Annotated in this window: 23 protein-coding genes and 1 tRNA gene; 10 read left to right on the forward strand and 14 right to left on the reverse strand. The window is 64.4% G+C overall.

Annotated elements, in window-relative coordinates:
• Nucleotides 1–25: 25 nt before the first annotated feature.
• Complete coding sequence (locus tag ACSC1S_RS04980) at nucleotides 26–475, forward strand: pyridoxamine 5'-phosphate oxidase family protein (RefSeq protein ID WP_435363409.1); 450 nt, start codon at nucleotides 26–28, stop codon at nucleotides 473–475.
• 25 nt (nucleotides 476–500) lie between these two features.
• Here the strand turns inward: ACSC1S_RS04980 and ACSC1S_RS04985 are convergent, their stop codons facing one another.
• The gene (locus ACSC1S_RS04985) at nucleotides 501–644 is read right to left on the reverse strand and encodes a DUF7560 family zinc ribbon protein (RefSeq protein WP_261650734.1); all 144 of its coding nucleotides are present in this window, start codon (nucleotides 642–644) and stop codon (nucleotides 501–503) included.
• Between the two features lie 153 nt (nucleotides 645–797).
• Between ACSC1S_RS04985 and ACSC1S_RS04990 the strand changes: the two genes are divergently transcribed.
• The 3 genes from ACSC1S_RS04990 to ACSC1S_RS05000 all read left to right on the forward strand — a co-directional run bounded on the left by ACSC1S_RS04990 (nucleotide 798) and on the right by ACSC1S_RS05000 (nucleotide 3,056).
• A complete protein-coding gene (locus ACSC1S_RS04990) occupies nucleotides 798–1,487 on the forward strand; it encodes a metal-dependent transcriptional regulator (RefSeq protein WP_435317800.1) in 690 nt (229 codons plus the stop codon).
• A 60-nt stretch (nucleotides 1,488–1,547) separates the two neighbouring features.
• Nucleotides 1,548–2,300, forward strand: a complete 753-nt coding sequence (locus ACSC1S_RS04995) for a TMEM165/GDT1 family protein (RefSeq protein WP_435363410.1) — start codon at nucleotides 1,548–1,550, stop codon at nucleotides 2,298–2,300.
• A 66-nt stretch (nucleotides 2,301–2,366) separates the two neighbouring features.
• Nucleotides 2,367–3,056, forward strand: coding sequence for a LysE family translocator (locus ACSC1S_RS05000; RefSeq protein ID WP_435363411.1), 690 nt, complete (start codon nucleotides 2,367–2,369; stop codon nucleotides 3,054–3,056).
• A gap of 28 nt (nucleotides 3,057–3,084) precedes the next feature.
• On the opposite strand, the gene ACSC1S_RS05005 is transcribed toward ACSC1S_RS05000, so the two are convergent.
• Complete coding sequence (locus ACSC1S_RS05005) at nucleotides 3,085–3,780, reverse strand: HD domain-containing protein (protein ID WP_435317803.1); 696 nt, start codon at nucleotides 3,778–3,780, stop codon at nucleotides 3,085–3,087.
• A gap of 116 nt (nucleotides 3,781–3,896) precedes the next feature.
• Between ACSC1S_RS05005 and ACSC1S_RS05010 the strand changes: the two genes are divergently transcribed.
• Nucleotides 3,897–4,625 (forward strand): alanine--tRNA ligase-related protein, encoded by a 729-nt coding sequence (locus ACSC1S_RS05010; RefSeq protein ID WP_435363412.1) that lies wholly within the window; start codon nucleotides 3,897–3,899, stop codon nucleotides 4,623–4,625.
• A 101-nt stretch (nucleotides 4,626–4,726) separates the two neighbouring features.
• Nucleotides 4,727–5,680: a DUF3179 domain-containing protein gene (locus ACSC1S_RS05015; RefSeq protein ID WP_435363413.1), complete on the forward strand. Its 954-nt coding sequence runs from the start codon at nucleotides 4,727–4,729 to the stop codon at nucleotides 5,678–5,680.
• A gap of 132 nt (nucleotides 5,681–5,812) precedes the next feature.
• On the opposite strand, the gene ACSC1S_RS05020 is transcribed toward ACSC1S_RS05015, so the two are convergent.
• The 5 genes from ACSC1S_RS05020 to ACSC1S_RS05040 all read right to left on the reverse strand — a co-directional run bounded on the left by ACSC1S_RS05020 (nucleotide 5,813) and on the right by ACSC1S_RS05040 (nucleotide 10,718).
• Nucleotides 5,813–5,995, reverse strand: coding sequence for a DUF5786 family protein (locus tag ACSC1S_RS05020; protein WP_261650741.1), 183 nt, complete (start codon nucleotides 5,993–5,995; stop codon nucleotides 5,813–5,815).
• A gap of 84 nt (nucleotides 5,996–6,079) precedes the next feature.
• The gene (locus ACSC1S_RS05025) at nucleotides 6,080–7,243 is read right to left on the reverse strand and encodes a glycoside hydrolase family 71/99 protein (protein WP_435363414.1); all 1,164 of its coding nucleotides are present in this window, start codon (nucleotides 7,241–7,243) and stop codon (nucleotides 6,080–6,082) included.
• A 100-nt stretch (nucleotides 7,244–7,343) separates the two neighbouring features.
• A tRNA-Gln gene (locus ACSC1S_RS05030) sits at nucleotides 7,344–7,447 on the reverse strand.
• Between the two features lie 41 nt (nucleotides 7,448–7,488).
• A complete protein-coding gene (locus tag ACSC1S_RS05035; RefSeq protein ID WP_435363415.1) occupies nucleotides 7,489–8,241 on the reverse strand; it encodes an HNH endonuclease in 753 nt (250 codons plus the stop codon).
• Nucleotides 8,242–8,303: 62 nt separating this feature from the next.
• On the reverse strand, nucleotides 8,304–10,718 hold the full coding sequence (locus ACSC1S_RS05040; protein WP_435363416.1) for a methyl-accepting chemotaxis protein: 2,415 nt from the start codon (nucleotides 10,716–10,718) through the stop codon (nucleotides 8,304–8,306).
• A 267-nt stretch (nucleotides 10,719–10,985) separates the two neighbouring features.
• Between ACSC1S_RS05040 and ACSC1S_RS05045 the strand changes: the two genes are divergently transcribed.
• On the forward strand, nucleotides 10,986–11,426 hold the full coding sequence (locus ACSC1S_RS05045; RefSeq protein WP_435363417.1) for a hypothetical protein: 441 nt from the start codon (nucleotides 10,986–10,988) through the stop codon (nucleotides 11,424–11,426).
• Nucleotides 11,427–11,441: 15 nt separating this feature from the next.
• Here the strand turns inward: ACSC1S_RS05045 and ACSC1S_RS05050 are convergent, their stop codons facing one another.
• A complete protein-coding gene (locus tag ACSC1S_RS05050; protein WP_435317810.1) occupies nucleotides 11,442–11,876 on the reverse strand; it encodes a metal-dependent transcriptional regulator in 435 nt (144 codons plus the stop codon).
• A gap of 37 nt (nucleotides 11,877–11,913) precedes the next feature.
• Complete coding sequence (locus ACSC1S_RS05055) at nucleotides 11,914–12,411, reverse strand: ferritin-like domain-containing protein (protein WP_261650747.1); 498 nt, start codon at nucleotides 12,409–12,411, stop codon at nucleotides 11,914–11,916.
• Between the two features lie 179 nt (nucleotides 12,412–12,590).
• On the opposite strand from ACSC1S_RS05055, the gene ACSC1S_RS05060 reads away from it, so the two are divergent.
• On the forward strand, nucleotides 12,591–14,225 hold the full coding sequence (locus tag ACSC1S_RS05060; protein ID WP_435363418.1) for an alpha-amylase family protein: 1,635 nt from the start codon (nucleotides 12,591–12,593) through the stop codon (nucleotides 14,223–14,225).
• Between the two features lie 9 nt (nucleotides 14,226–14,234).
• On the opposite strand, the gene ACSC1S_RS05065 is transcribed toward ACSC1S_RS05060, so the two are convergent.
• From ACSC1S_RS05065 to ACSC1S_RS05085, 5 genes are all read right to left on the reverse strand, one after another.
• Nucleotides 14,235–14,486, reverse strand: a complete 252-nt coding sequence (locus ACSC1S_RS05065; RefSeq protein ID WP_435363419.1) for a hypothetical protein — start codon at nucleotides 14,484–14,486, stop codon at nucleotides 14,235–14,237.
• Nucleotides 14,487–14,588: 102 nt separating this feature from the next.
• Nucleotides 14,589–15,800: a Fe-S cluster assembly protein SufD gene (gene sufD / locus ACSC1S_RS05070; RefSeq protein ID WP_435363420.1), complete on the reverse strand. Its 1,212-nt coding sequence runs from the start codon at nucleotides 15,798–15,800 to the stop codon at nucleotides 14,589–14,591.
• Between the two features lie 14 nt (nucleotides 15,801–15,814).
• Nucleotides 15,815–17,245: a Fe-S cluster assembly protein SufB gene (gene sufB, locus ACSC1S_RS05075; RefSeq protein WP_435317815.1), complete on the reverse strand. Its 1,431-nt coding sequence runs from the start codon at nucleotides 17,243–17,245 to the stop codon at nucleotides 15,815–15,817.
• A gap of 60 nt (nucleotides 17,246–17,305) precedes the next feature.
• On the reverse strand, nucleotides 17,306–18,217 hold the full coding sequence (locus ACSC1S_RS05080; RefSeq protein WP_435363421.1) for an ABC transporter ATP-binding protein: 912 nt from the start codon (nucleotides 18,215–18,217) through the stop codon (nucleotides 17,306–17,308).
• A gap of 153 nt (nucleotides 18,218–18,370) precedes the next feature.
• On the reverse strand, nucleotides 18,371–21,151 hold the full coding sequence (locus tag ACSC1S_RS05085; RefSeq protein WP_435363422.1) for a DNA-directed DNA polymerase: 2,781 nt from the start codon (nucleotides 21,149–21,151) through the stop codon (nucleotides 18,371–18,373).
• 160 nt (nucleotides 21,152–21,311) lie between these two features.
• On the opposite strand from ACSC1S_RS05085, the gene ACSC1S_RS05090 reads away from it, so the two are divergent.
• Nucleotides 21,312–21,491 (forward strand): DUF7331 family protein, encoded by a 180-nt coding sequence (locus ACSC1S_RS05090; RefSeq protein ID WP_261650754.1) that lies wholly within the window; start codon nucleotides 21,312–21,314, stop codon nucleotides 21,489–21,491.
• A gap of 138 nt (nucleotides 21,492–21,629) precedes the next feature.
• Complete coding sequence (locus ACSC1S_RS05095) at nucleotides 21,630–22,013, forward strand: DUF7322 domain-containing protein (RefSeq protein WP_435363423.1); 384 nt, start codon at nucleotides 21,630–21,632, stop codon at nucleotides 22,011–22,013.
• Nucleotides 22,014–22,023 lie beyond the last annotated feature (10 nt).

Raw genomic sequence — 22,023 nt, forward strand, 5'->3', positions numbered from 1 at the left:
TCTCCCAGAGATACCGACGAGAGCGATGGCAGGCAACGATACCGTCGATATGACGCGCGACGAGATGGACACGTTCCTCGGGACGGAAGGGACCGGTGTCCTCTCCGTCGCCGACGATGACGTTCCGTACTCCTTTCCGGTCTCTTACGGCTACGACGCCGACGCGTGCGAGTTCTATCTCAGACTCGGGTTCCGTGAAGGCAGCACCAAGACAGACTACGTCGACGAACCGTGTCCCGCGCGGCTCGTCGTCTACGACGAGGACGGCACGCACTCCGAGAGCGTGATCGCGACGGGTGACCTCGTCGAGATTCCGCGCGAGGAGTTGACTCCCGAGATCGTCGCCACGCTCGGGGATGCCCGGACGCCGGAGTTCGACATCTGGGACGAGACGAAAGAGGAACTCGACTTCAGCATCAACCGTCTGGAATCGATACGTCTAACCGGGAAACAGTCGCGGAACATCGAGGAGTAGCACGAGCGGCGTCTCGACGTGGGAGTTACTGCTCGAACGAGCCGTCCGAGACCGGGTTCCCACAGATGATGCAGCCACTGGCCACGATGGCCTCTTTCATCGACTCGTTGACCTCGATGTTCTCGGCGCACTCCGGGCACTCGAACCGGTAGTTGCCGGTGCTACTCATCAATTGTAGATTCACGACCGGGACCCAATAAAAGGTACCCATCATACCGAGGGTATGAGAACGCTGGCGTGGGTTGGCAGACGGGCCCGCACCGGCGGGGTGGTCCGCTTACCGCAGAACTTTAGGTTTAGACGGGTCTAATCCCACGTACGAATGCTCAGTGACGTCATGGAGGACTACCTGAAGGCCATCTACTACCTCCAGGAACACGAGGGGACGCCGGTCACGACATCACAGATCGCCGAGTACCTCGGCGTCACGCCACCGACGGTCACGAGTATGGTCGAGAAGCTCGACGACCGCGGGCTGGTCGACCGCGAGAAGTACAAGGGGGTCGAACTCACCGACGAGGGTGTCACCGTGGCACTGGAGGTGCTTCGGCATCACCGACTGCTCGAAGCGTATCTCACCGAGCACCTGGACTACGACTGGTCGGAGGTCCACGAAGAGGCGGACGTGCTCGAACACCACATCTCCGAGGAGTTCGAGCGCCGCGTCGCCGACGTGCTGGGCAACCCGACCGTCGACCCACACGGTGACCCGATTCCGAGCGCCGACCTCTCGCCACCAGAGGAAGGCGGCCTGACGGCCCTCTCGGAACACGACGAAGGTGCCCGGGTCGAGATCGCCCGGGTCAGCGACCGCGACGAGGAGGAGTTACGCTACCTCAAGGAGGCCGGCATCGTCCCGGGGACCGTCGTCGAGATCGTCGACGTCGCGCCGTTCGGGATGATCACCGTCGCCGTCGACGGGCACGAACAGAGCCTCCCGGACGCGGTCGCGAGTTCGATTCGCGTCAAGCCGGTCGGTCGCGAGACCGAACGCGCCGCCGGCGGAGCCTGAGCCACGTCACCGCTTCGTCCACTGCGTCACCGAGCCGTTCGCTGAACCGATTCGACATCGATGGAGTACCTCGAAATCGTCGCTATCGCGTTCGTCGCACAGCTCGCCGTCCTGCCCGGGGAGAAGGTGCAGTTCATCATCGCCGGGCTCTCGACGCGCTATCACCCCGCCGTCGTCGTCTCGGCCGCCGGGACCGCGTTCGCTGGCTGGACCGCCCTCGAGATCGCGTTCGGGAACGCGGTGAAGCAGGCGCTCCCGCCGGTCGTGTTGAGTGTCATCAGCGGCCTGCTCTTCTGCCTGTTCGCCGTCCTGCTCTCCCGGTCCATGCCTGAGTCGGGCGGGGAGGCGACCACGGGTGACGGCAGCCCCGACCGACCCGGCGGCGTCGAAACCGACGGCGGGTTCTCGACGCCCGGCGGTGACGGGTCCCTCGAACTCTTCGGCCGCGAGGTCCCGCAGTACTTCGGCGGCTGGCTCCCCATCTTCGGGATGATGGCCGCCGGGGAGTTCGGGGACAAGACCCAGCTCGTCACCATCGGACTGGCCATCGAGTACGGGGCCACGTCGGCCATCTGGGCCGGTGAGATGCTCGCCATCATCCCGGTCAGCATCGCGAACGCGCTGCTGTTCTACCGGTTCTCGAACGCCTTCGACGCCCGTCTCGCCCACGCCTTCTCGGCGGGGCTGTTCGCGTTCTTCGGCATCGACACGCTCCAGAGCATCGTGACCGGGTTCTCCGTCTGGGAGACGCTGGTCGGGCTGGTCGCGGGCCAGTTCGTGGCGGTCGCTGACGCGGTCGTGTCGCTGCTGTGACCCGGGCAACCAGCAGGACGACCCGCAGACGGTGTGCTTTTCAATCAGCCTGACGGAATGACCGTCATGACTCTCGTGACGACCGGCCTCATCGGGCTGGTGTTCGGCTTTGCCCTCGCCTCGCCACCGGGGCCGATGAACGCCATCATCGCCGAGGAGAGCGTCGTGCGGGGCTGGCTCGCCGGTGTTCGGGCGGGCCTCGGTGCGTTCACCGCCGACGCCTGCTTCTTCGTGCTGGCGTACCTCGGTGTCGTCGCCATCGTCGACGAGTCGGCGTTGCTCCAGGGGCTGATGGTGGCTACCGGCGGGGTTCTCATGCTCTACTTCGCCTACGGCGCGTTCGAGGACGCCCGCTCCGCGAGTTCGTTCGTCGACGCCGAGACCGACGAAGACCAGAAAGGCTTCCAGAAGGCGTTCGTCCTCGCGCTCACGAACCCGTACCAGATCGTCTTCTGGCTCACCGTCGGCGTGCACATGCTCGACGACAAGGCCATCGACGTGTTCGCGAACGTCCCCTACGTCGGCCAGGAACTCGCCGGCACACTCGTCGTCCAGGCGGGCAGTCCAACCCTCATCGTCGGCTTCTTCCTCGGTATCCTGGTGTGGGTCGCCGGGTTTCCCGCGACGCTCGTCTCCGTCGGGAAGCGGGTCGACCGCTTCGCACCAGTGGTCGCCGGTGCGAGCGCGGTGGTGCTGGCCGGGTTCGGGCTCTACTTCCTCGCCGACGCGAGCGGGACGCTCGTCGGACTGTTCTGACCCGGTGTGAGACCGCGGTGACGCCGGCCTAGAACTCGACGTCGAGGTCGTCGTGTTCCATCTCCGAGACCTCCTCTTCGAGCCACTCGCGGAACCACTTCACTCGCTTGAGTCGCTGGTGGGCGATGCTCTCTGCGGCGTCGGATTCGATGCGCTTGGCGGCGTCCTTGCCGCGTTCGAGCACGCGGTCGACCATCTCTGCCGAGTCCATGTGGGTCCGGGCTTCGTATCCCATCCGCAACAGCATGAGTGCGGTCCCGTTGGCCCCGACCTTGTCGAGGATGTCCGCCTCGATGAGGCACTGGGTCTCCAGCGGGAGGTCCGAGAGGTCGCCCTGGTAGGAGTGGTCCTCGACGGCTCGACACACCTGGTCGATGAACGAGGCCGGGAACTCACCCTGTGATTCGAGGTAGGTCCGGGCGACCCGGGCACCCTCCTCGGCGTGGACGTCCTGGTCGGCGTCGAGTTTCGCGATGTCGTGGAACAGTGCTGCGACGCGCGTTACGTCCACGTCGGCACCCTCACGACGAGCGATCTTGGTCGCGAGGTCGACGACGTTCAGGATGTGGTTGTGGCGATATTCAGCAGAGTGCCACGGATACCAGCGCATCCGGCCGCCCTCGTCCTCGTTCTCGACGCTGGCGAGGAGGTAGTCGTAGACGAACTCTTTCATCGCCTCGAACTCCTGGTCGGTGACGCGGGATTCCTTTATTTCGACACCCACAGAGAATCACCCCGCGAAAAGCGTTGCGTAGTCATTGTTACCCGTACAAAGGTCTGTTCGACTCTTAGGCGTTACGACACCGTAAATTAAGTTTCTCGGCCGCTTTCGACCGCACGATGACGAAGCCGCTCTTCCTCGACGATTCGACGATTCGACAGTTCGACGCGACGGTCGAACGCGTGCTCGACGACCGGGTCGTTCTCGACCGGACCGCGTTCTATCCGACGGGTGGGGGCCAGCCACACGACACCGGGACCCTGACAGGGGACGGCGAGACGTGGACGGTCACCGACGTCCAGAAGAAGGACACCATCTACCACACCGTCGACGGGACCCCGCCGGAACCCGGCACGACCGTCACCGGGGAACTGGACTGGGATCGCCGCCACGCGCACATGCGCTACCACACTGCCCAGCACCTGCTCTCCGCGCTCCTCCTCGACGAGTTCGACGCCGAGACGACCGGCAACCAGGTGTACGCCGACCGGGCCCGCCTCGACTGCGCCTACGACCGTTTCGACACCGCGGACCTCGACGCCATCGAGGACCGCCTGAACGAGCTGGTCGACGACGAACGACCGGTCCGGTGGTACGAACTCGACCGCGAGGAGGCAGAAGACCGCCTCGACACCCAGCGCACTCGTATCGACCTGCTCCCGGACTCTATCACGGAGCTACGCATCGTCGAGATTGCGGGTGAAACAGCCGACGACGAGCCCTTCGACCGGACGGCCTGTGCCGGCACCCACGTCTCGAACACGGGCGACATCGGGAGCGTCACCGTCACCGGGCGCGAAACCCGCGGAAGCGGCGAGGAACGCATCTACTTCGAACTCTCGGACTGACGGCGGCCGCCCGGGCAGCCAGGACACCCGTCCCGTCCGCGGTGGCGCGCTTCCCGCACGCCCCCGGTGTCCTTTTCAGACCTCCCCGCGCACCCAGGCGTATGAACGTGAGACAGGTCCTCCCGCCGGACGCCATCCCGAGCGTCGATGCCCCCGAGTTCCTCCCCGTGGGTGAGTACGATGGCGACGGTAGCGACGAGGTCGTCGTCGTCGACGGCGAGACACCACGCGCCTATCCCATCCGGTACCTCCACTACCACGAGATCGTGAACACGGCCCGCGACGGCGACCCCATCGCCGTCACCTGGTGTCCGCTCTGTGGCAGCGCCGTCGTCTACGACCGCGTGGTCGACGGCCGGACGCTCACCTTCGGCGTCTCGGGCAAGCTCGCGGACGACGACCTCGTGATGTACGACCGCGAGACCGAGTCCGAGTGGAAACAGAGCCTCGGGACGGCCATCGCCGGCGAGTACGAGGGGACCGACCTCAGGGTGCTCCCGGCCGCGATGCTCCCGATGGCCCGATTCCGCGAGCGTCACCCCGACGGGGAGGTCCTCGCCCGCCCTGGCGGCCAGACCGAGGCCGGTCAGAAGGGCGGTGACGCCGCGGAACCGGCGTACGACGCCGACCCGTACGACCAGTACTTCGAGATGGACGGGTTCGGCCTCGGTGCTCACCGCGGCACCGGCGGGCGAGAGTGGGACCGCGACGACGACATCGAGGCGAAGACGGTCGTCCTCGGCGTCGAGGATGGCGACGACGCGCTCGGGTTCCCGCTCCCCCGCGTCGACGCCGCCGACGGCGTGGCGACGGCGACTGTCGGCGACACGGCAGTCGTGGTCTTCGCGACTGCCGACGGAATCCACGCCTTCGCCGACCCCGGCTACTCCTTCGAGCCCGCCGAGGACGGCCAGTTCGCCGGGGACGGCACGACCTGGGACGGTGCGACCGGCGAGAGTGCTGATGGCCGGACCCTCGATAGACTCCCGGCTCGCCGACTCTTCGCGTTCGCGTGGCAGGACGACCACGGCGCGGACAGCTTCTACGAGAACTAGCCGTGGCTGGTCGGCACGAACCGAGCTGAGATGCCCTCCAGAAAAGACCGACTGCACCGACGCTCGCCTCCAGCGTGGGCCCCGAACTCCGAACTCACCGCACCCCTGACCCACTGCGGAGTACCTGCCCGTTCAGTCGTCGCTGTCGCCGCCCTTCATGTCCTGGAGCTGGTCGACGAGCTCCTCGTTGGACATGTCGGGTTCGAACTCGACCGTCCCGTCGTGGTCGTGTTCGTGGACACTGACCGCATCGTCTTCGTCGATGTCGTTGTTCTGGTCCTGTTGTTCGGACTCGTCGTAGCTACCAAAACCCATGTTCGCTAGTTCCGGCCATCCACGGAAAAGTAGTCCGCTTGCGCACCGTTTTGGGGGTCGGTACCACCACCCTGTCCGCGTCGATTACGGGCCCGTGAACTCGGCGACGACATCGAGGTAGTCCGTGCCGTATGCTGTGCCTCGGAATCGCCCTGGCTCGATCTGGTGGCCCTCCGTCCAGTCGTTGAAGCTTGCGACGTTCACGCGCCCTGTGCTGTACTCCCGTGCGAGTTCCAGCAGCTCCCGCAGGTGTGCTGGGGCCCGCGGGATGTACCGACCCGACCCCCAGCACGAGTTGTGTCGGTCGTCGAACCCCGGAAACGCCATCGGGTGGTACGCCATGTCGTGTTCGTCACAGAACGACCGGGTCGCCGCGAAGCTCTCTGCGACCCGGTCCCGGGCCGCTGGCCACTCTCCGGTTCCGTCCGCCCCGAACGCGGTTATCCAGTTCGTCGCCCCGTCGAGGTGCCTGTTCAGTTCGGCGTAGTCGTCCGGGAACCCACCGACGGCGTGGTCGAAGAAGTCGCCGACGAGGAACGGTTCGGTCCCGCCGACGGTGAGCTGTTCTCGCAGGTAGTCGACGAACCCCGCGGGCCCACCGTACTCTTCGACCAGTGCTTTCGCCTCCTTCGAGTCCTCGCTTCCACCCCATGCGAGGAAGTCGAAGTCCCAGAACGTCACGACCGGACGACCGTCCCGCCTGTGGCATCGATCCGTCGAGAGCAGTGTCTCCCGGAGGAACGCGAAATCGGCCTCGATATCCCTGTCACGCCGGAGCGCCTGACTGATGACGTAGAACGGTTCGACCGACAGCGGGCCGAGGTCGGCCTGCAGGAACGTCCGAAGCCGGTCGTAGTCCTTCCTCGACTCGCCGAAGTTGAACATGACGGTGGAGACGCCAGCGTCGGCGAGCCACGCCGCGTGCTGACTGGAGACGCCCTGCGGAATCGGGTCGCCGTACGTTCCCACCTCGGGATGCGAGACGGTCGTGCACTTCCCGAACTTGTCCCCGGCGAAGGGGATGTAGACGACGCCGACGTCAACGGTGTCCGCTGCTGGTTCGGCTGTCGTCGTCTCCGTCCCTGGTTCGGTGGCAGTCGAATCGATGGTCTCCGTGGTCGCCGACCGCGTCGTTTCTCGGTTCGTCCGTGCCGGCGTCGTCTGTCTGTCCGTCGTCCCTGTTCCGGCCGACGACGAACAGCCAGCCAATCCAGTTCCCAGCGCAGCCAGGAGGGCACGACGCTTCACTGCTGAAGGGTTCTGTCCGCAGCAATTAGTTCTGCTGGCTTCGGTACCAACGCCTACTGATAGAACTGACGGGGCGAATACTTGGCAGAATACGTATGTATAGTCCCGGGCGGATTCGAACCGCCGTCAATGGCTCACTTCAGCGAATGGAACGAACCAAGCGCCTCCAAAGGCCATTATGATTGGCCACTACACCACGGGACTTCGCGCTGCGGTCGTGCATTGGAAATCAGCGTACAATAAGATTACTTTTCGTCGGACGGGACGGGTGTGGCTACCACACCGGTTTCGACCTTGCGATGGCAGGGGCGACAGAGTGTGACGACGTTCTCCAGCTCGTGTGCATCGCTCGGGTCATCGAACTCTCGGACGCGTTCGATGTGATGCACGTCGGGATTCTGGCCGAGGTCGTCGACACCCTTCCCACAGCACTGGCAGGTGTAGGCATCGCGTTCGAGTGCCAGCTCTCGGACCTGCCACCAGCCGTTCCCGTAAACGAGTGGGCCACCCTCCCACTGGTGATGCGACTCGCCGACGACGTTCGCGGAGAGCCAGTCCCCGTAGCATCGGGTCGAACAGAACGTACCGTGCGATTTTCCAGTGGTGCGCGACGGTGGTGCCGGAAACGACTCTCCACAGTACTCGCAGTCGACGACGGTTGCCTCGACATCGTCCATTGGATTCTCCGGCAGCAACCCGCTCGCATCCTCAACACACTCGAGGCAGTACACGCCCTCCTTCTCCGAGGGATAGTATTCGAAGCTCGAATCGCACAGTACGCACACCGACTCCGCCGTCGCGTCGCGCCAGTTCCCGTTGTGTTCGCCCGCGTTGGGGTTGCAGTCGTCGCAGAACTCGCGGCGCGACTTCGGGTCGTAGAAGCGGTCGCCACATCCCGAACACGTCCGGTTCGGGAGGGAGACGCCGTGGACTTTCGTGTGGTGCTGGCGCATCCCTCGTTCGGTGGCGAGTGGTTTCCCGCAGGTGGGGCACTCCATGGCGGGTCTGCGCCGTCATCGACTAAAAACCAGGAGACGACAGTTAGAGGAGTACGACTGGGTCAGTCGTCGGAGGGATCCGGTTCGAGTTCGTCGACGATCTCGGGGTCGTCGGTGTCGCCGAACACGAACTCGTCGGCGGCGTCCGGAGACTCACTGGAGACACCGGCATCGGCGACGTCGGGGACCTCGGTGTCGAAGCGGTCGAGGGCTTCGCTCAGGCGGGAGGCCTGTTCGCTGAGCGAGCTGGCGCTGGCACTGACTTCGGTGAGGGCGGTGGTCTGTTCTTCGGCGGCGGCGGCGACGTTCTCGGCTTCGGCGGTGGTCTCCTCGGAGATGGTCGCTGCCTCGTCGACCATCGCGACGACTTCCTCGGTGGAGGCGGCCTGTTCCTCGGTGGCGGCCGAGATCTCCTGGATGCCGGTGTTGGTCTCGGTCGCGTAGCCCGAAATCTCGTCGAGGGCGTCGACGGCGTTGTCGACGGCTTCGGTGGTCTCGACGATCTGGCGGCGAGTGGCTTCGACGCCCTCGACGGTCTGGCTGGTCTGGGCCTGGATGCGGTCGAGGCGGGATTCGATGTCTTCGGCAGCCTCCTTGGTGTCGGCGGCGAGTTCTTTGACCTGCTGGGCGACGACGGCGAAGCCGTCACCGGACTCCTCGCCGCCGCGGGAGGCCTCGATGTTGGCGTTCAGCGCGAGCATGTTGGTCTCCTTCGCGAGGCTGGAGATGAACTCGGCGAGCTCGTCGATCTCGTCCATCTCGTCTGCGAGGTCGGCGATGTCGGAGACGGCGGCGGCGGACTGGGATTCGATGTCGTTCATCCCGGACCTGGCTGCCTGGGCGGCTTCGCGGCCGTCGCGTCCCGTCTCGGCGGTTCGTTCGGCGAGGTCGGCGACCTCGTTCGAGGAGGCGGCTATCTCTTCGGTGGTGGTGGAGAGACTCTCCATCTCGTGGGAGACGGCCTGGAACTCCTCGTTCTGGCGGTCGGCCCCGTCGGAGATCTCCTGGATGGATTCGGTGACCTGTTCGCTGGCCCCGCGGACCTCCTCGGAGCTGGCGGTGACCTCCTCGCTGGCGGTCGCGACCTCCTGGGCGAACGTCTTGACCTCGGCGGTGGTCGCCTCGATCTCGGCGACCATCTCGTTGAAGGCCGCGGCGATGTCGGCCATGGCCTCGTTCTCGCTCTCGGGGTCCATCCGGGCCGTGAGGTCGCCGTCGGCGCAGACCGCCATGACGGTGCTGTACTCGTCCGCCTTGCGCTCCAGATGGGTGTTCATGCGCTCGGCTTTCGCCTGGGCGCTTTCGGCCGCGTCCCTGGCGTCTCTCGCCTCGGAGATCTGGTCGCGAAGGGCGTCGCGCATCTCGGCGAAGCCGTCGTAGAGGCGGCCGATGTTGTCGATGCGGCCGGTCTCGAACTCCACGTTCAGGTTGCCGTTCTCCATCTGCTCGGCCTTGGACCGGAGACGGTCGACCGACTTCGCGGTGTTGCGGCCGAGGACCGCGCCGACGAGTCCGATGAGGACGACGCCGGCGACCGTCGCGTACAGGCCGTACTGGGAGACGCTCTCGACGAAGCCGTAGGCCTCCGTGGTGGGCGTGTGGACGAGGACGACCCAGTCCGTCTTGGCGACGGGTGAGTAGCCGACCACGTAGGAGGTGCCGTTCACGCCGGAGGCGGTGCCGTCGGTCAGGACGGCTCCGGTCGGCGGCCCGGCCTGGAGTGCGCCGCTCTCTCCCGGGTCGAGCCCGAGCCCGTTCTGGACCGCGCTGGTGTCCTCGCCGTAGGTCGTGAGGAGGTGTGACCCGGTCTCCTCGAAGACGACCGAGCCGGAGCGGTCGACGACGAGGGTCGTGCCGCTCCCATCGCTGCCCTGCAGGTTACCGACGTACTCCTGCAGCGGGACGGCGTACACCAGCGCCATGTCCGCTGGCAGGTCCGTCGTGGTGACGAAGGCGTACCGGGGGACGTTCGACCCGTAGGTGCTCTGGCTGGAGTAGGCACCGGTCATGACGGTCTCGGTGCCACCGGAGAGCTCCTCGGTCCACGAGCCGTTCAGCTCCGAGACGGAGGTCCCCGCGAGCCCGAACTTCGTGCTCGCGACGACCTCCCCGGCGGAGAGGTCGATGTAGTGGAGGTTCGCCGAGTCACCCGCGTCGGACCCGGTGAACCCCTCCTTCTCCAGTTCGAGGTACTTCGTGATGTTCTCGGTCGAGTCGCCCGTGGGCGTGCCGCGCGCGACCGACTCGACGACCTGGCGTTGCTGCTGGTTCCACGCGTACAGGGCGCGTGCCTCCTGTTCTGCGAGCGTCGCGTACTCTTCGTTCGCGTCTGCCTGTATCTGTTCGCTCATCTGGTCGGTGGCCGCGATACCCACACCACCCACGGAGACCCCGAGGACCACCAGTGCGATGGCGAACTTCAGTGCGTAGTTCCGTCGGATGAACCGCGGAATGACACGTCGCAACATCCCAAGCATACTGCCTACAATATCGCATGTGTAGTAAAATGTTGTGTAGAATTTCATCACGATTTCTGAGAATCGAACCTGTTGGCGTTCCTATCAGTAGTGATGGCCACTGGCACCGACGACCGACCGGCCGGCAACCCGGGATTCGGGATGCGCTCGACCACACCGTTCCCTGTCCCGAGACATTCCACGAACCGAGACGTTCAGACACGCTGAGAACTCGTCTAACGGCCGTCTGACGGGCTTTGAAGTGACGTCGAGCACAACGTGAGTGAGATGACAATGATCTCTGAGAGGCTCCGGCGGGTCGAACGGGGAGCCGAGTTCACCGGACTGTACGGGCCGGTCAACAGGCTCCTCCTGCTGGTCGGTGCGCTCTTGCTCAAGGTGAGCGTGCAGGTGACCGTCTTCGATGACTCGCTACTCGGCGCTGTGCTGTACTACCTGGTCGTGACCGGTCTGGTCCTCATCGCGCTCGCCGGCTGGTATCGGCTGCGGTCGGCGGGACGCAGTGGCCGCAGTGCTCGAAACGGCGGCGGGATTCGCGGCCGGTTCCAGTTCCCGTCGCTGTCGATTTCTGTCGGTTCGGCTAGTCCCGGTCGTCGCAGTTCGTCGCTCGGCCGGTCGTCTGCGTCGCCCATGGTTCGACTCCGTCGGCGACTCGCATCGCTCCGCCCAGCAGTTCCCTGGGCACCCGACGAGATGGACAGGCTCTGAAGGAGAAAGTGGTTCTCAGTCGGCGGTTTCGCTGACCTCGAGTTCGAGGTGACAGCACTTGTCGGCCTCGGCGTCGAAGCAGTCGGGGCACTCCGAGCGGCGGTCGATGATGGTGTCGAGTCGGTCGGCCACCGTGTCGTCGATGACGGCCTCCAGTGCGTGGGCCTCCTCCCGGAAGTTCTCGACCTCGAGGACGTTCGCGAGGAAGCGCTCGATGATGCAGTACGTCTGCAGGGCGTCCTCCGCACGGAGGATACCGTCGTCGGTGAGTTTCGCCCCCTTGTACTTCTCGTGGTCGACGAGGCCACGGTCTTCGAGTTTGCCGATCATCTCGTTGACGCTGGCGGGTGAGACGTCGAGCATATCGGCAAGTGCGCCCGTCGCTGCCGGGCCGTCGTTCATTCGCTGCACCAGGTAGATCGCCTTGAGGTATTGGTCTGCCGTATTCATCGGTCTGCCCCCGTGGTTCGCGGTCCGCCAGTGCCCGTCATTCGCGGTCCTCCATTATCGTGGCGACCTCCTCGACGCCCTCAGCCTCTTCCTCGCGGATGCTCCGGAGGGTGTCGAGGACGCGGTCGCGGTCGATGCTGAAGTCGCTGTCGCTCGCCTCGATGGCTTCGATGAGGTCGTCGTAGAACTTGTACGCCGTCTCCTCGTTGCAGAGCTGGTCGTACAGTAGCCCGTCGAAGTCCTCGGGTTTCGTCTGTGCGTACTTGGCCTCGACGAGGGTGTTTATCTCCTCGTAGGGGACGGTTTCGGCGTCGAGGTCCTCGATGAGTGCCTCGAGGCGGTCGCGGTGCTCGGCTGACTCCTCGGCGGCGTGTTCCAGCAGGTCGCGGATCTCCTCGTCGACCTGCTCGGACTCGTCACCGAAGGAGTCGAGATGGTGGTAGGCACGCGACTCGACGACCTCTTCGAGCACCGCGCCGATCTGGAGGAGGCGCGCGAGCTGGTGGTCGGTCGAGACACGCTGGCCCAGACTCATATCGAAAAGGCGGGGACGGGGCTACCTAACTCTTGCTGACTGTCGAACGCGGCCAGTCGGCCGTCAGTGGCTGCTTTCTGGTCGAGGTATCGCCGGTGTGTGGCCGGAATGTGGCCTGTGAGTAAGCCACACTGTCGAGAGCGTAACTCTCAACCTGCCGGCTCCGGTCAGTACGCACAATGACTGGACAGGACTGGTACGAAGACGCGACCGTCTACACACTCGACGTGAAGACGTTCAACGACTCGAACGGCGACGGATGGGGTGATTTCCAGGGCCTCATCGAGAAGCTGGACTACCTCGACGACCTCGGCGTCGACTGCATCTGGCTCCGTCCCTTCTACCCGAGCCCCCTCCGGGACAACGGGTACGACGTGGCTGACTACCGGGGGGTCGACGACCGACTCGGCTCTCTCTCCGACTTCGAGGAGTTCACCGACCGGGCCCACGAGCGCGGTATCCGCGTGCTCACCGACGTCGTGTTCAACCACACGTCCACCGACCACGGCTGGTTCCAGGACGCTCGCGAGGACCCCGAATCCGAATATCACGACTACTACCTCTGGACCAGCCACGTCGAGGACGCCTACAACACCATCAACATCTTCCCGGAGTACGAGGACGGGGTCTGGTCCTACGACGACGTGGCGGGCAAGCACTACTTCCACCAGTTCTACCACCACCAGCCCGACCTGAACGTCGCGAATCCCAGAGTGCGCGACGAGATTCACGACATCCTGCGGTTCTGGCTCGACAAGGGCGCAGACGGCTTCCGGGTCGACGCCGCCCACCCCATGTTGATGCAGAAGGGCCACAACGGGACCGAGGAGGGAATCTGGTTGTTCAAGGAGATGCGCGAGGTCGTCAAGGAGGAGAAGGACCACGCCATCCTGCTCGCCGAGGCGGACGACGAACCCGAGCACCTCGACCACTACTTCGGCGACGGCGACACCTTCGACCTGCTGTTCAACTTCGTCCTCAACGCGCACATGACCTACGCGGTCGGCGTCGGGGACACCTGGCCGCTCCACCGGGCCGACGACATCCTCCCCGACATCTCCGACGTGGGCCACTGGGCGAACTTCCTGCGCAACCACGACGAATGGAACCTGCTCAAACTCCCCAACGAGGCGCTCGAACACGCCCGCGAGTACTTCGGGCCGGACGACGACTCCTCGTGGATCTTCGGTCGTGGCCATCGCCTTCGGCTCGCCGACCTCTACGACGGCGACCACGACCGCATCGCGATGGCCCACAGCCTCCTCTTTTCGTACCCCGACACGCCCGTCATCCTCTCGGGCGACGAGATCGGCATGGGCTCTGACCTCTGGCTCGACGAGCGCGAGTCCGTCCGCACCCCGATGCAGTGGGACGACAGCCAGAACGGCGGTTTCTCCGACGCCGACCGCGAGGACTGCTACAACCCGCCCATCGCCCACGGTGAGTTCAGCTACGAGCGCATCAACGTCGCCGCCCAGCGCGAGCATCCCGACTCGCTTCTCTCGCGCATCCAGCGCATCGTCGCGGCCCGACAGGACAACCTCGAACTGGCTGACGGCTCCTTCCACATCGCCGAGTCCGGCCACAAGGACGTGTTCGTCCACCGGCTCGACACCGACGACACGGCGTTCATCTTCGCCCACAGCTTCGCCGACGAGCCCCGTGAGTCGGTTCTCCAGTGGGAGGTGCCAGACGCCGATACGACCCAGGAACTCGGCCCCGGCGACTATCACGTCGAGGACGGCGGCGTGACGTTCTTCCTCGACGGCTGCGACTACGTCTGGCTGCGCGGCGACAAGAGCCACTGGGACTGACGCCGTTGGCTACTGTCCCACGAGCCAGAGGAGTTCTATCGTCATCTTCCCCAACCAGAACCGTTCACCCGAGCCGCGATACTTCGCGTAGCTCACCAGCCCGAACAGCAGGACCGACGCGACGGTTACGACCCCGGCCATCGCGCCAGCCCGGGTAGCCCCCAGCGACGACTGCCCGCCGAAGTACGTCACAGCCCCGAGCAGCACGGCGAACGGGAGCGCGTCGACGACGGCGACCAGCAGTGCCGCGAGTCGAGTCATGGGGTCGCGTTCACGGGACCGCGAGAAAAGGTTTCGGCCCGGAACAAAGCAGTCGCTCGGGAGGCTGAGAACGGAAAGAGAGAGAAAGAACCGCGTCCGCGTTTACCCGCGCAGGCGCTCGGTGATGAGCTCTTCGAGGTCGTCGCGGAGTTCGTCCACGGCGACCTCCTCGAGGACCGGCACGAAGAAGCCCTCGACGAGCATGTTCTTGGCGGACTTCGGGTCGACACCGCGCGAGGTCATGTAGAACATCTCCTCGGCGTCCACCTGGCCGACGGTGGCCGAGTGGGAGGCTTCGGTGTCGTGGTTGTTGATGATGAGCTTCGGCGAGGCGTCGGCCTCGGACTTGTCGGAGAGCATCAGCGTGTTCTCGCGCTGGTAGCTCGACGTGTCCCAGGCGTCGCGGCCGACGTCCTGGACGCCCTCGTACACCGAGCGGGCGGTGTCGTCGAGGACGCCGCGGGTGACGAGGTCGGCGGTCGTGTGCTCGGCCTTGTGCCAGACCCGACTGTTCACGTCGAAGTGCTGGTCGTTGTGGCCGAAGAACGCGCCAACGATGTGGGTCTCGGAGCTGTCACCGTCGAGCGTCGTCTCGACGCTGGACTTGGTGAGACGGGACCCGATGTTGCCCTCGATCCAGTTGACCGTGGCGTAGGTGCCGGCGGTGCCGCGCTTGAGCGTGTAGTTGTACGTCTCCTCGTCGAGGTTCTGGAGGCTCCCGTACTGGACGTGGGAGTTCTCGCCTGCGGCGACCTCGACCAGCCCGCTGTAGTAGCGCTCGCCCTCGCGCTCCTCGCCAGTGGACTGGCGCTCGAGGATGGTGACGGAGGCGTTCTTCTCCGTGACGACGAGCGTGTAGTTGAACAGCGACTGGCTGTTCATGTGCGTCCGGATCTTCACGTCCTCGGCGTCGACCTTCTCGGGGACGTAGACGACGGTCCCGTCGGTGAACAGCGCGGTCGACAGTGCGGTGAGGTAGTTCTCCTGCGGGTCGATGACGCTGCCGAAGTGCTCCTTGAGGAGCTCCTCGTGCTGGTCGACGGCCTCGGACCATTCGAGGACGGAGACGCCCTCGGCGCTGACGCGCTCTTTGTCCTGCGCTGCGTTCAGCGGGTCGACGAAGCCCTCGAAGTCGAGGTTCGCGAGGTTCGTCCAGTCGCGCCCGGGTGTCCGGATGACGCTCGGCATGTCGAGCGATTCGAGGGCCTCGAGCGCGTCGAGACGCGTCTCGAGGAGCCACTCGGGCTCGCCCAGTTCGGTCGAAATCTGCTCCACCTGGTCTCGTGTGAGATTGGCGTGTACCTGTGTGCTCATGTCAATTCTCGGGATTACCCGAGGCTACCCTCCATCTCGAGTTCGATGAGGCGGTTGAGTTCGACCGCGTACTCGATGGGCAGTTCCTCCGTGATGGGCTCGATGAAGCCGGCGACGATCATCTGCTTGGCGTCGTCGTCGTCCAGTCCGCGGGACTGGAGGTAGAAGACGTCCTCGTCACCGATCTTACCCACGGTTGCCTCGTGGGCGACGTCCACCTTCGACTCCTGAATCTCCATGTACGGCATGGTGTCGGAGGTGGACTCGTTGTCGAACATCAGCGCGTCACACTCGACCGACGTCGAGGAGTTCTCGGCGCCGTTGGCGATGTGGACGAGGCCACGGTAGTTCGTGCGGCCGCCGTCCTTACTGATGGACTTGGACTCGATGGTCGACTTCGTGTCGGGCGCGTTGTGGTAGACCTTCGCGCCGGTGTCGATGTTCTGGCCCTTGCCGGCGAACGCGATGGTGATGTGGTTGTCCGTCGCGCCGCGGCCCTTCAGGATGGTCGCCGGGTAGAGCATGGTAGCTTTCGAGCCCATGCTGCCGGAGACCCACTCCATCGTGCCGTTCTTCTCGACGATGGCACGCTTCGTGTTGAGGTTGAAGGTGTTCTTCGACCAGTTCTGGACCGTCGAGTACTGGACGTGGGCGTCCTCGCCGACGAAGACCTCCACACAGCCGGAGTGGAGGTTGTGGCTGCCGTACTTCGGGGCGGAACAGCCCTCGATGTAGTGGACCTCCGAGCCCTCCTCGGCGATGATGAGGGTGTGCTCGAACTGGCCCATTCCCTCGCTGTTCATGCGGAAGTACGCCTGCACCGGCATGTTGACCGTGACGTCCTCGGGGACGTACACGAACGAACCGCCGGACCAGACGGCACCGTGGAGCGCGGCGAACTTGTTGTCCGACGGGGGAACGCACTTCGTCATGAAGTACTCCTTGACGAGGTCTTCGTGCTCCTGGACGGCCTTGTCCATGTCACAGAAGATGACGCCCTTCTCCTCCCACTGCTCCTGCATGTTCTGGTAGACGATCTCGGACTCGTACTGGGCCCCGACGCCGGAGAGCGCCTTGCGCTCGGCTTCCGGGATGCCCAGCTTCTCGAACGTGTCCTTGATCTCGTCCGGGAGGTCGTCCCAGTTGTCCGCGCCGCCACGCGTCTCCACGTCGGGGCGGATGTAGGGGACGATCTCGCCGATGTCGAGTTCGGAGAGGTCCGGCTGTCCGGGCCAGTCCGTCGGCATCGGCATCTTCTGGTACTGTTTCAGGGCGCGAACGCGGCGCTCGCGCATCCACTCGGGCTCGTCCTTGTCTTCGGAGATGAGCCGAATGGTCTCCGCCGTGAGACCCTTCTCGGTCTGGAACGCAGACTTCTGTTCCTTCTTGAACTCGAAACGGGCCTCGGTGTCTGTCTCTTTGAGGTGGTCTTGATCTGAACTCATGATTTGATTGGTTGTTGATTACTGGTGGGTACGTATCTACCCTGTGCTAGCCAGAACCGGTTACGCGGTCTCGTAGACCTCCTCGCGGACCCAGTCGTATCCGTGCTCTTCGAGCTTCTCGGCGAGTTCGGGACCCTCGCTCATGACGACCTGGCCGTCGAGCATGATGTGGACGTGGTCCGGTTCGACGTAGTCGAGGATACGCTGGTAGTGAGTGATCTGCAGGATGCCCGTGCCGACCTCGTCGCGCAGGGCGTTGATGCCGTGGGAGACGTCCTGCAGGCGGTCGATGTCCAGCCCGGAGTCGATCTCGTCGAGCACGGCGATGCTCGGCTCGAGGATGGCGGCCTGGAGGACCTCGTTCTGCTTCTTCTCCCCGCCGGAGAAGCCGGCGTTGAGGTAGCGCTGGGCGAACCGCTCGTCCATGTCGAGTTGCTCCATCTTCTTCTGGAGGAGCTGCTGGAACTCGGCGACGCCGATGTCGCCCTCGTCGGCGGGACCCTCCATCGGGGAGGTGTCGTAGCCCGCCTCTTCCTCCTCTTCCTCCTCGCCGTCGTCGTCCTCGAAGAGCTCCTCGCGCTCGTCGAGTTTGGCGTTGAGCGCCGTGCGCAGGAAGTTCGTCATCGTGACGCCCTCGATCTCTGCCGGGTACTGGAAGCCAAGGAAGATGCCGAGTGCGGCACGCTCGTTGGGCTCCATGTCGAGCAGGTTCCAGGTGCGCTTGTCTTCCGGAATCTCGAAGTCCTCGCCGAAGTCACCCTCCTCGAGGTGGAGCAGGACCTTCCCGTCCGTTACCTCGTAGGCGGGGTGGCCAGCGATGACCTTCGCGGTCGTGGACTTCCCGGAGCCGTTGGGGCCCATCAGGGCGTGGATTTCGCCCGAACGAACCTCAAGGTCGACGCCATCGAGAATCTTCTCACCGTCGTCTTCTGCGACCTTCGCGTGAAGGTTTGTGAGTTCTAGTCGTGCCATTCTGAGCTACCTCTTATCGTTCTAGCGAAAGGGGGTCGGCCCCATAATGCTTGCGTAATGCCCCGCTTTCGATTCTCGAATGCAGAAATATTTTTCTCGGTTGGTAAACTGTGGCACAGTTTCGGTCGACCGAAACCCGGTCGACCCCGTGCCCTACATGAAGTTTCCGAGGCCAGTCTGTTGTTGGCCGGATTTCACTTCGTCCCAGGAGATACCGAGGGCTTCGATGACGCGGGCGATGGGGCCCTTCAGGGTCTTCTCGAGCATCTTGTCGTAGTCGACCTCGAACGCCTCGGGCACCTGGTCGGCGTACTCGAAGCAGATGACGTCCGGGTCGCGCTTGAACTCGCCGTAGAGGTGGTTGCGCTGCGGGTCGAACTCTCCGGCGTCCTCCAGCTTCCGGAAGTACTCGGGGTGGACCTTCTTGAGGTAGAGGCGCTTCGGCTTCGACCCGCGGTCGAAGTTCGTCCCCAGCAACATGTTCGCGTACTTCGCGCCTCGCACGTGCGCTGTGTCGGTGTCGTAGTCGTCGAGGCGCTTCCCGATACCGCCCGGGATGGCGATGTCGTCGTAGCTCATCTCACCGGCCTGGAAGTCCTCGATGATGTCGTGGAGGTACTCCGTGATGTCGTCCTCACTGGCACCGCGGACGATCTGGTCGATGACGTGGTGCTGGACCTCCTTCGTGATGGCCGCGATGTCGGAGCGCTTGTACTCGAACCCGGTGATGTCGATGTCGTCGACGTCCTTGCCCTCCTTCCAGACGATGTGGCCCGCATACCGCTTCTTCTTGCCCGCCTGGAAGAATCGGCGATACAGTTTCTCGAACTCTATCTGGAAGCGGTGCCCCTCGCCACCCTCGATGTCGACATCGAGTTCCTCGCGCGCGAACTCGTCGTAGGAGGCGTTGATGTGCTCCTCTATCCGGAAGGACTGCTCGATGGCCTCCTCCACCGAGACGTCGCTTCCGAGTTCGAGCATGACGGAGTCGGTGTCACCATACGCGACCTGATAGTCTATCTCGTTGGCGGCTTTCTCGGTGTGTCGGATGACCTCGCGCCCTGTCGCGGTCACGGCGGCTCCCATCTCCTTGTCGTAGAGGCGGAACCGGTCCCAGCCCAGGACCCCATACAGCGAGTTCATGATGACCTTCACCGCGGCCTGTTGCTGGTCGTACCGTCCGTAATCCTCGCTGCCCGGCTCGTGCTCGTTGCGCAGCGACTTCTTGTGCTCGCGCTCGCCGAGCAGTTCGTCGACCATCTCCCGGATCATCCCGTCCTCGTCCTTCCGGAAATGGGTCCCGTTGGGGGCCTTGTAGGTCGGTCCCTCGAAGCTGTCGGGGTCGACCTTCGTCTCGGGGCTCGCGTTGATGGTCACCATGCACATCGGGTAGAGCGACTTCAGGTCGAGCACGGTCACCATCTCCTTGACGCCGGTGATGGGGTCGAAGACAGCGCCGCCCTCGTAGTCCTCGGACTCCTGTTTGCCCTTCGAGGGCAGCGCCCAGCTGCCGTGGACCTTGTGGAGCACGTACATGTCGACCGCGTCGCCCGCGGTCGGGGCGTCCTCTAACTTACAGCCGACGAAGGTGCGGACCTCGTCCCAGAAGGCGACGATGTCCTGCTTGCGGTCGAGTTCGACACAGATCTCCACGTCACGAAGGTTGTATTCGAGGAGTTTCTCGGGGTTCTGCTCCCAGAGGTCGCCGATGTCGCCGGTGTAGCGCTCTTTCCCCACGTCGAGTTCGAGTTCGCCGACGGCGTCGAGCCGGTAGGATTCGAGTTCGGAGAACTGCGTGCTCTTGTAGGCGTACAGCAGGTCGAAGACGACGCGGCCCTTGATGTCCGGGCCGCCCCAGCCCGAGCGCCAGACCTCGTTCACGCGCGAGAGGCGATTCGAGTCCAGGTCGTACTCGTGCATCGCGGAGTCCAGCACGTCGAGGCGGTCGAGGAAGTACGGCGCGTCGAAGTCCTCGAAGTTCCACCCGGTCAGCACGTCGGGGTCGGTCTCGTCGATGTAGTCGACGAAGGCTTCGAGCATCGCCATCTCTGCCTCCTGTTGGCTCTCGCCGTCGAACGTCTCGACGCGCACGTCGAGGTCGCCCTCGATGGGCTCGTAGTTCGGCAGTTCCTCGGGAATCTGGGCGTCACCCTCGTGGGCGACGTTGAGCCAGACGACGTATTCGTCGTCGACGGAGTCGTGGGAGGTGAGACAGACGATGGGTTCCTCGCCGTCCTCGGGGAAGCCGTTGCGGTCGTCGACCTCGATGTCGAAGGTGTTCACGCGCGGTTCCGCGGTGACCTCGGCTGCCTCGACCTCCTGATGCGGGACCCGGAGGACGCCACTGCGGCCGCGGCGCTCGGGGAGGCGAATCCCGCTCAGGATGTCCTTGTCGATGAGGAACCGGTTCGGGAACAGGATGTCGGCCTCGTAGTGGTCGAAGCGGTCACGGATGTTCCCGACGTCCCGGGGCGTGCGCCCGAATATCTTCGTCAGGTGCTCGCCGCGGATGCTCTCGAAGGGTTCGCCCTCGTCGTTCGTCTCGTGCCAGTCCGTGATTACTGCCTCGTTCTCGAGTGCTTCCTCGTCGAGGGAGTCGGTCGGCGCGTAGAAGTACGGCTGGAAGCCGAACACCATGACGTGCTCGGCGGTGCCGTCGGGACGCCGGCCGAAGACGTGGATCACCGGCTCCTCGTGGTCGCCGGAGCCCTCGACGGTGTAGTCGACCTGCATGACGGCCAGCTCGATGGTCCCCTCGGGGTCGGGGAACAGTGCCTCGTCGCTCTCGACGATGTCTGAGTTCTCCAGTCCCGGTGTCGTGACGGCCTCGGCCTCCGCGACGAGGTCGTAGGCATCGTCACCACCGTCAGCCTGCGCACCCGCGTCCCCTGACGACTCCCCGAAGTCCTCGAAGGACGCCTGTTGTCCGGTCATTGCAGACGGATTAGCGGCCACCGATTAAAAGGATGGTTCATCGCGGACGGCCGGCGTGGCCCGCCTGGAACTGTCGGTATCCCACTGCCGTCTCCGGATGGTGTCGTTGCCCCGGCAAAAAGACCTTTACAGTGGTACGACTTAGCAAGGGGCGAGGTGAATGGGCTTGTCCGACCACGCAAGTAACGGTGACGGATCGACGCCCGACCAGAGCGCAGCAGATGGAACGGAATCCATCGAGACATACGAGACGGAGGATAGCGTCGTATTCTACGACGCCGAGAACCCGCTTGCGTGGCTCGAGGCCACCAAGACGTTTGCGCTGCGAGACGTGGCATAGGGAGACGAGAGTCTCTGACATAGAGAGACGACGGTCTCTGACATAGGGAGATAGCAGTCTCCATAACAGGGAGACGAATCGGCACAGTCTCGAACTATCACAGAACCCTTTTGTCCCAACCCGAACTATCTAGAAGTAGTGTTCAACGAGCGTAGCGAGCACGAACCGGACGAGTACGACCCGGAGGACGACCTTCGGGACTACGAGGGTGAACTCACCCCGTCGGTTCGGATTCCCGAAGCCCCGCAGCCACCGTCGGTTCCGGACGAGGCCGACGCTCCCAGCGAGCTGAAGTACGAGTTCTGGGCGATGGTGCTCGTGTTCAATGCTGCTATCCTCGGCGTGAGCCTGGGCGGGATGTATATCCTGTTCCGGGGCAACTGGGAGCTCGGTGGCCGTCTCTTCCTCGGCGGCGTCGTGTTCTTCCTCTACGGGCTGTATCGCTACCAGACGCGGACGTTCGGACGTGGGGACGGTGAGACTGCCGATACCGACACCGAAGACGCAGTCGACAACGACTAACGCCTCCTTC

The sequence above is a fragment of the Haloarchaeobius pelagicus genome, assembly GCF_051207375.1.
Taxonomy (GTDB): domain Archaea; phylum Halobacteriota; class Halobacteria; order Halobacteriales; family Natrialbaceae; genus Haloarchaeobius.

Excerpts from the sequence above, each read along its gene's own strand:
- ACSC1S_RS04980 (WP_435363409.1), top strand. The coding sequence starts at position 26 with ATGGCAGGCAACGATACCGTCGATATGACGCGCGACGAGATGGACACG.
- ACSC1S_RS05090 (WP_261650754.1), top strand. The coding sequence starts at position 21,312 with ATGGGCTTGTCCGACCACGCAAGTAACGGTGACGGATCGACGCCCGAC.
- ACSC1S_RS05060 (WP_435363418.1), top strand. The coding sequence starts at position 12,591 with ATGACTGGACAGGACTGGTACGAAGACGCGACCGTCTACACACTCGAC.
- ACSC1S_RS05050 (WP_435317810.1), bottom strand. The coding sequence starts at position 11,876 with ATGAATACGGCAGACCAATACCTCAAGGCGATCTACCTGGTGCAGCGA.
- ACSC1S_RS05080 (WP_435363421.1), bottom strand. The coding sequence starts at position 18,217 with ATGGCACGACTAGAACTCACAAACCTTCACGCGAAGGTCGCAGAAGAC.
- ACSC1S_RS05015 (WP_435363413.1), top strand. The coding sequence starts at position 4,727 with ATGAACGTGAGACAGGTCCTCCCGCCGGACGCCATCCCGAGCGTCGAT.
- ACSC1S_RS04985 (WP_261650734.1), bottom strand. The coding sequence starts at position 644 with ATGAGTAGCACCGGCAACTACCGGTTCGAGTGCCCGGAGTGCGCCGAG.
- ACSC1S_RS05040 (WP_435363416.1), bottom strand. The coding sequence starts at position 10,718 with ATGCTTGGGATGTTGCGACGTGTCATTCCGCGGTTCATCCGACGGAAC.
- ACSC1S_RS05085 (WP_435363422.1), bottom strand. The coding sequence starts at position 21,151 with ATGACCGGACAACAGGCGTCCTTCGAGGACTTCGGGGAGTCGTCAGGG.
- ACSC1S_RS05020 (WP_261650741.1), bottom strand. The coding sequence starts at position 5,995 with ATGGGTTTTGGTAGCTACGACGAGTCCGAACAACAGGACCAGAACAAC.
- ACSC1S_RS05065 (WP_435363419.1), bottom strand. The coding sequence starts at position 14,486 with ATGACTCGACTCGCGGCACTGCTGGTCGCCGTCGTCGACGCGCTCCCG.
- ACSC1S_RS05055 (WP_261650747.1), bottom strand. The coding sequence starts at position 12,411 with ATGAGTCTGGGCCAGCGTGTCTCGACCGACCACCAGCTCGCGCGCCTC.
- sufB (WP_435317815.1), bottom strand. The coding sequence starts at position 17,245 with ATGAGTTCAGATCAAGACCACCTCAAAGAGACAGACACCGAGGCCCGT.
- ACSC1S_RS05010 (WP_435363412.1), top strand. The coding sequence starts at position 3,897 with ATGACGAAGCCGCTCTTCCTCGACGATTCGACGATTCGACAGTTCGAC.
- ACSC1S_RS04995 (WP_435363410.1), top strand. The coding sequence starts at position 1,548 with ATGGAGTACCTCGAAATCGTCGCTATCGCGTTCGTCGCACAGCTCGCC.
- sufD (WP_435363420.1), bottom strand. The coding sequence starts at position 15,800 with ATGAGCACACAGGTACACGCCAATCTCACACGAGACCAGGTGGAGCAG.
- ACSC1S_RS05035 (WP_435363415.1), bottom strand. The coding sequence starts at position 8,241 with ATGGAGTGCCCCACCTGCGGGAAACCACTCGCCACCGAACGAGGGATG.
- ACSC1S_RS05000 (WP_435363411.1), top strand. The coding sequence starts at position 2,367 with ATGACTCTCGTGACGACCGGCCTCATCGGGCTGGTGTTCGGCTTTGCC.
- ACSC1S_RS05045 (WP_435363417.1), top strand. The coding sequence starts at position 10,986 with ATGACAATGATCTCTGAGAGGCTCCGGCGGGTCGAACGGGGAGCCGAG.
- ACSC1S_RS04990 (WP_435317800.1), top strand. The coding sequence starts at position 798 with ATGCTCAGTGACGTCATGGAGGACTACCTGAAGGCCATCTACTACCTC.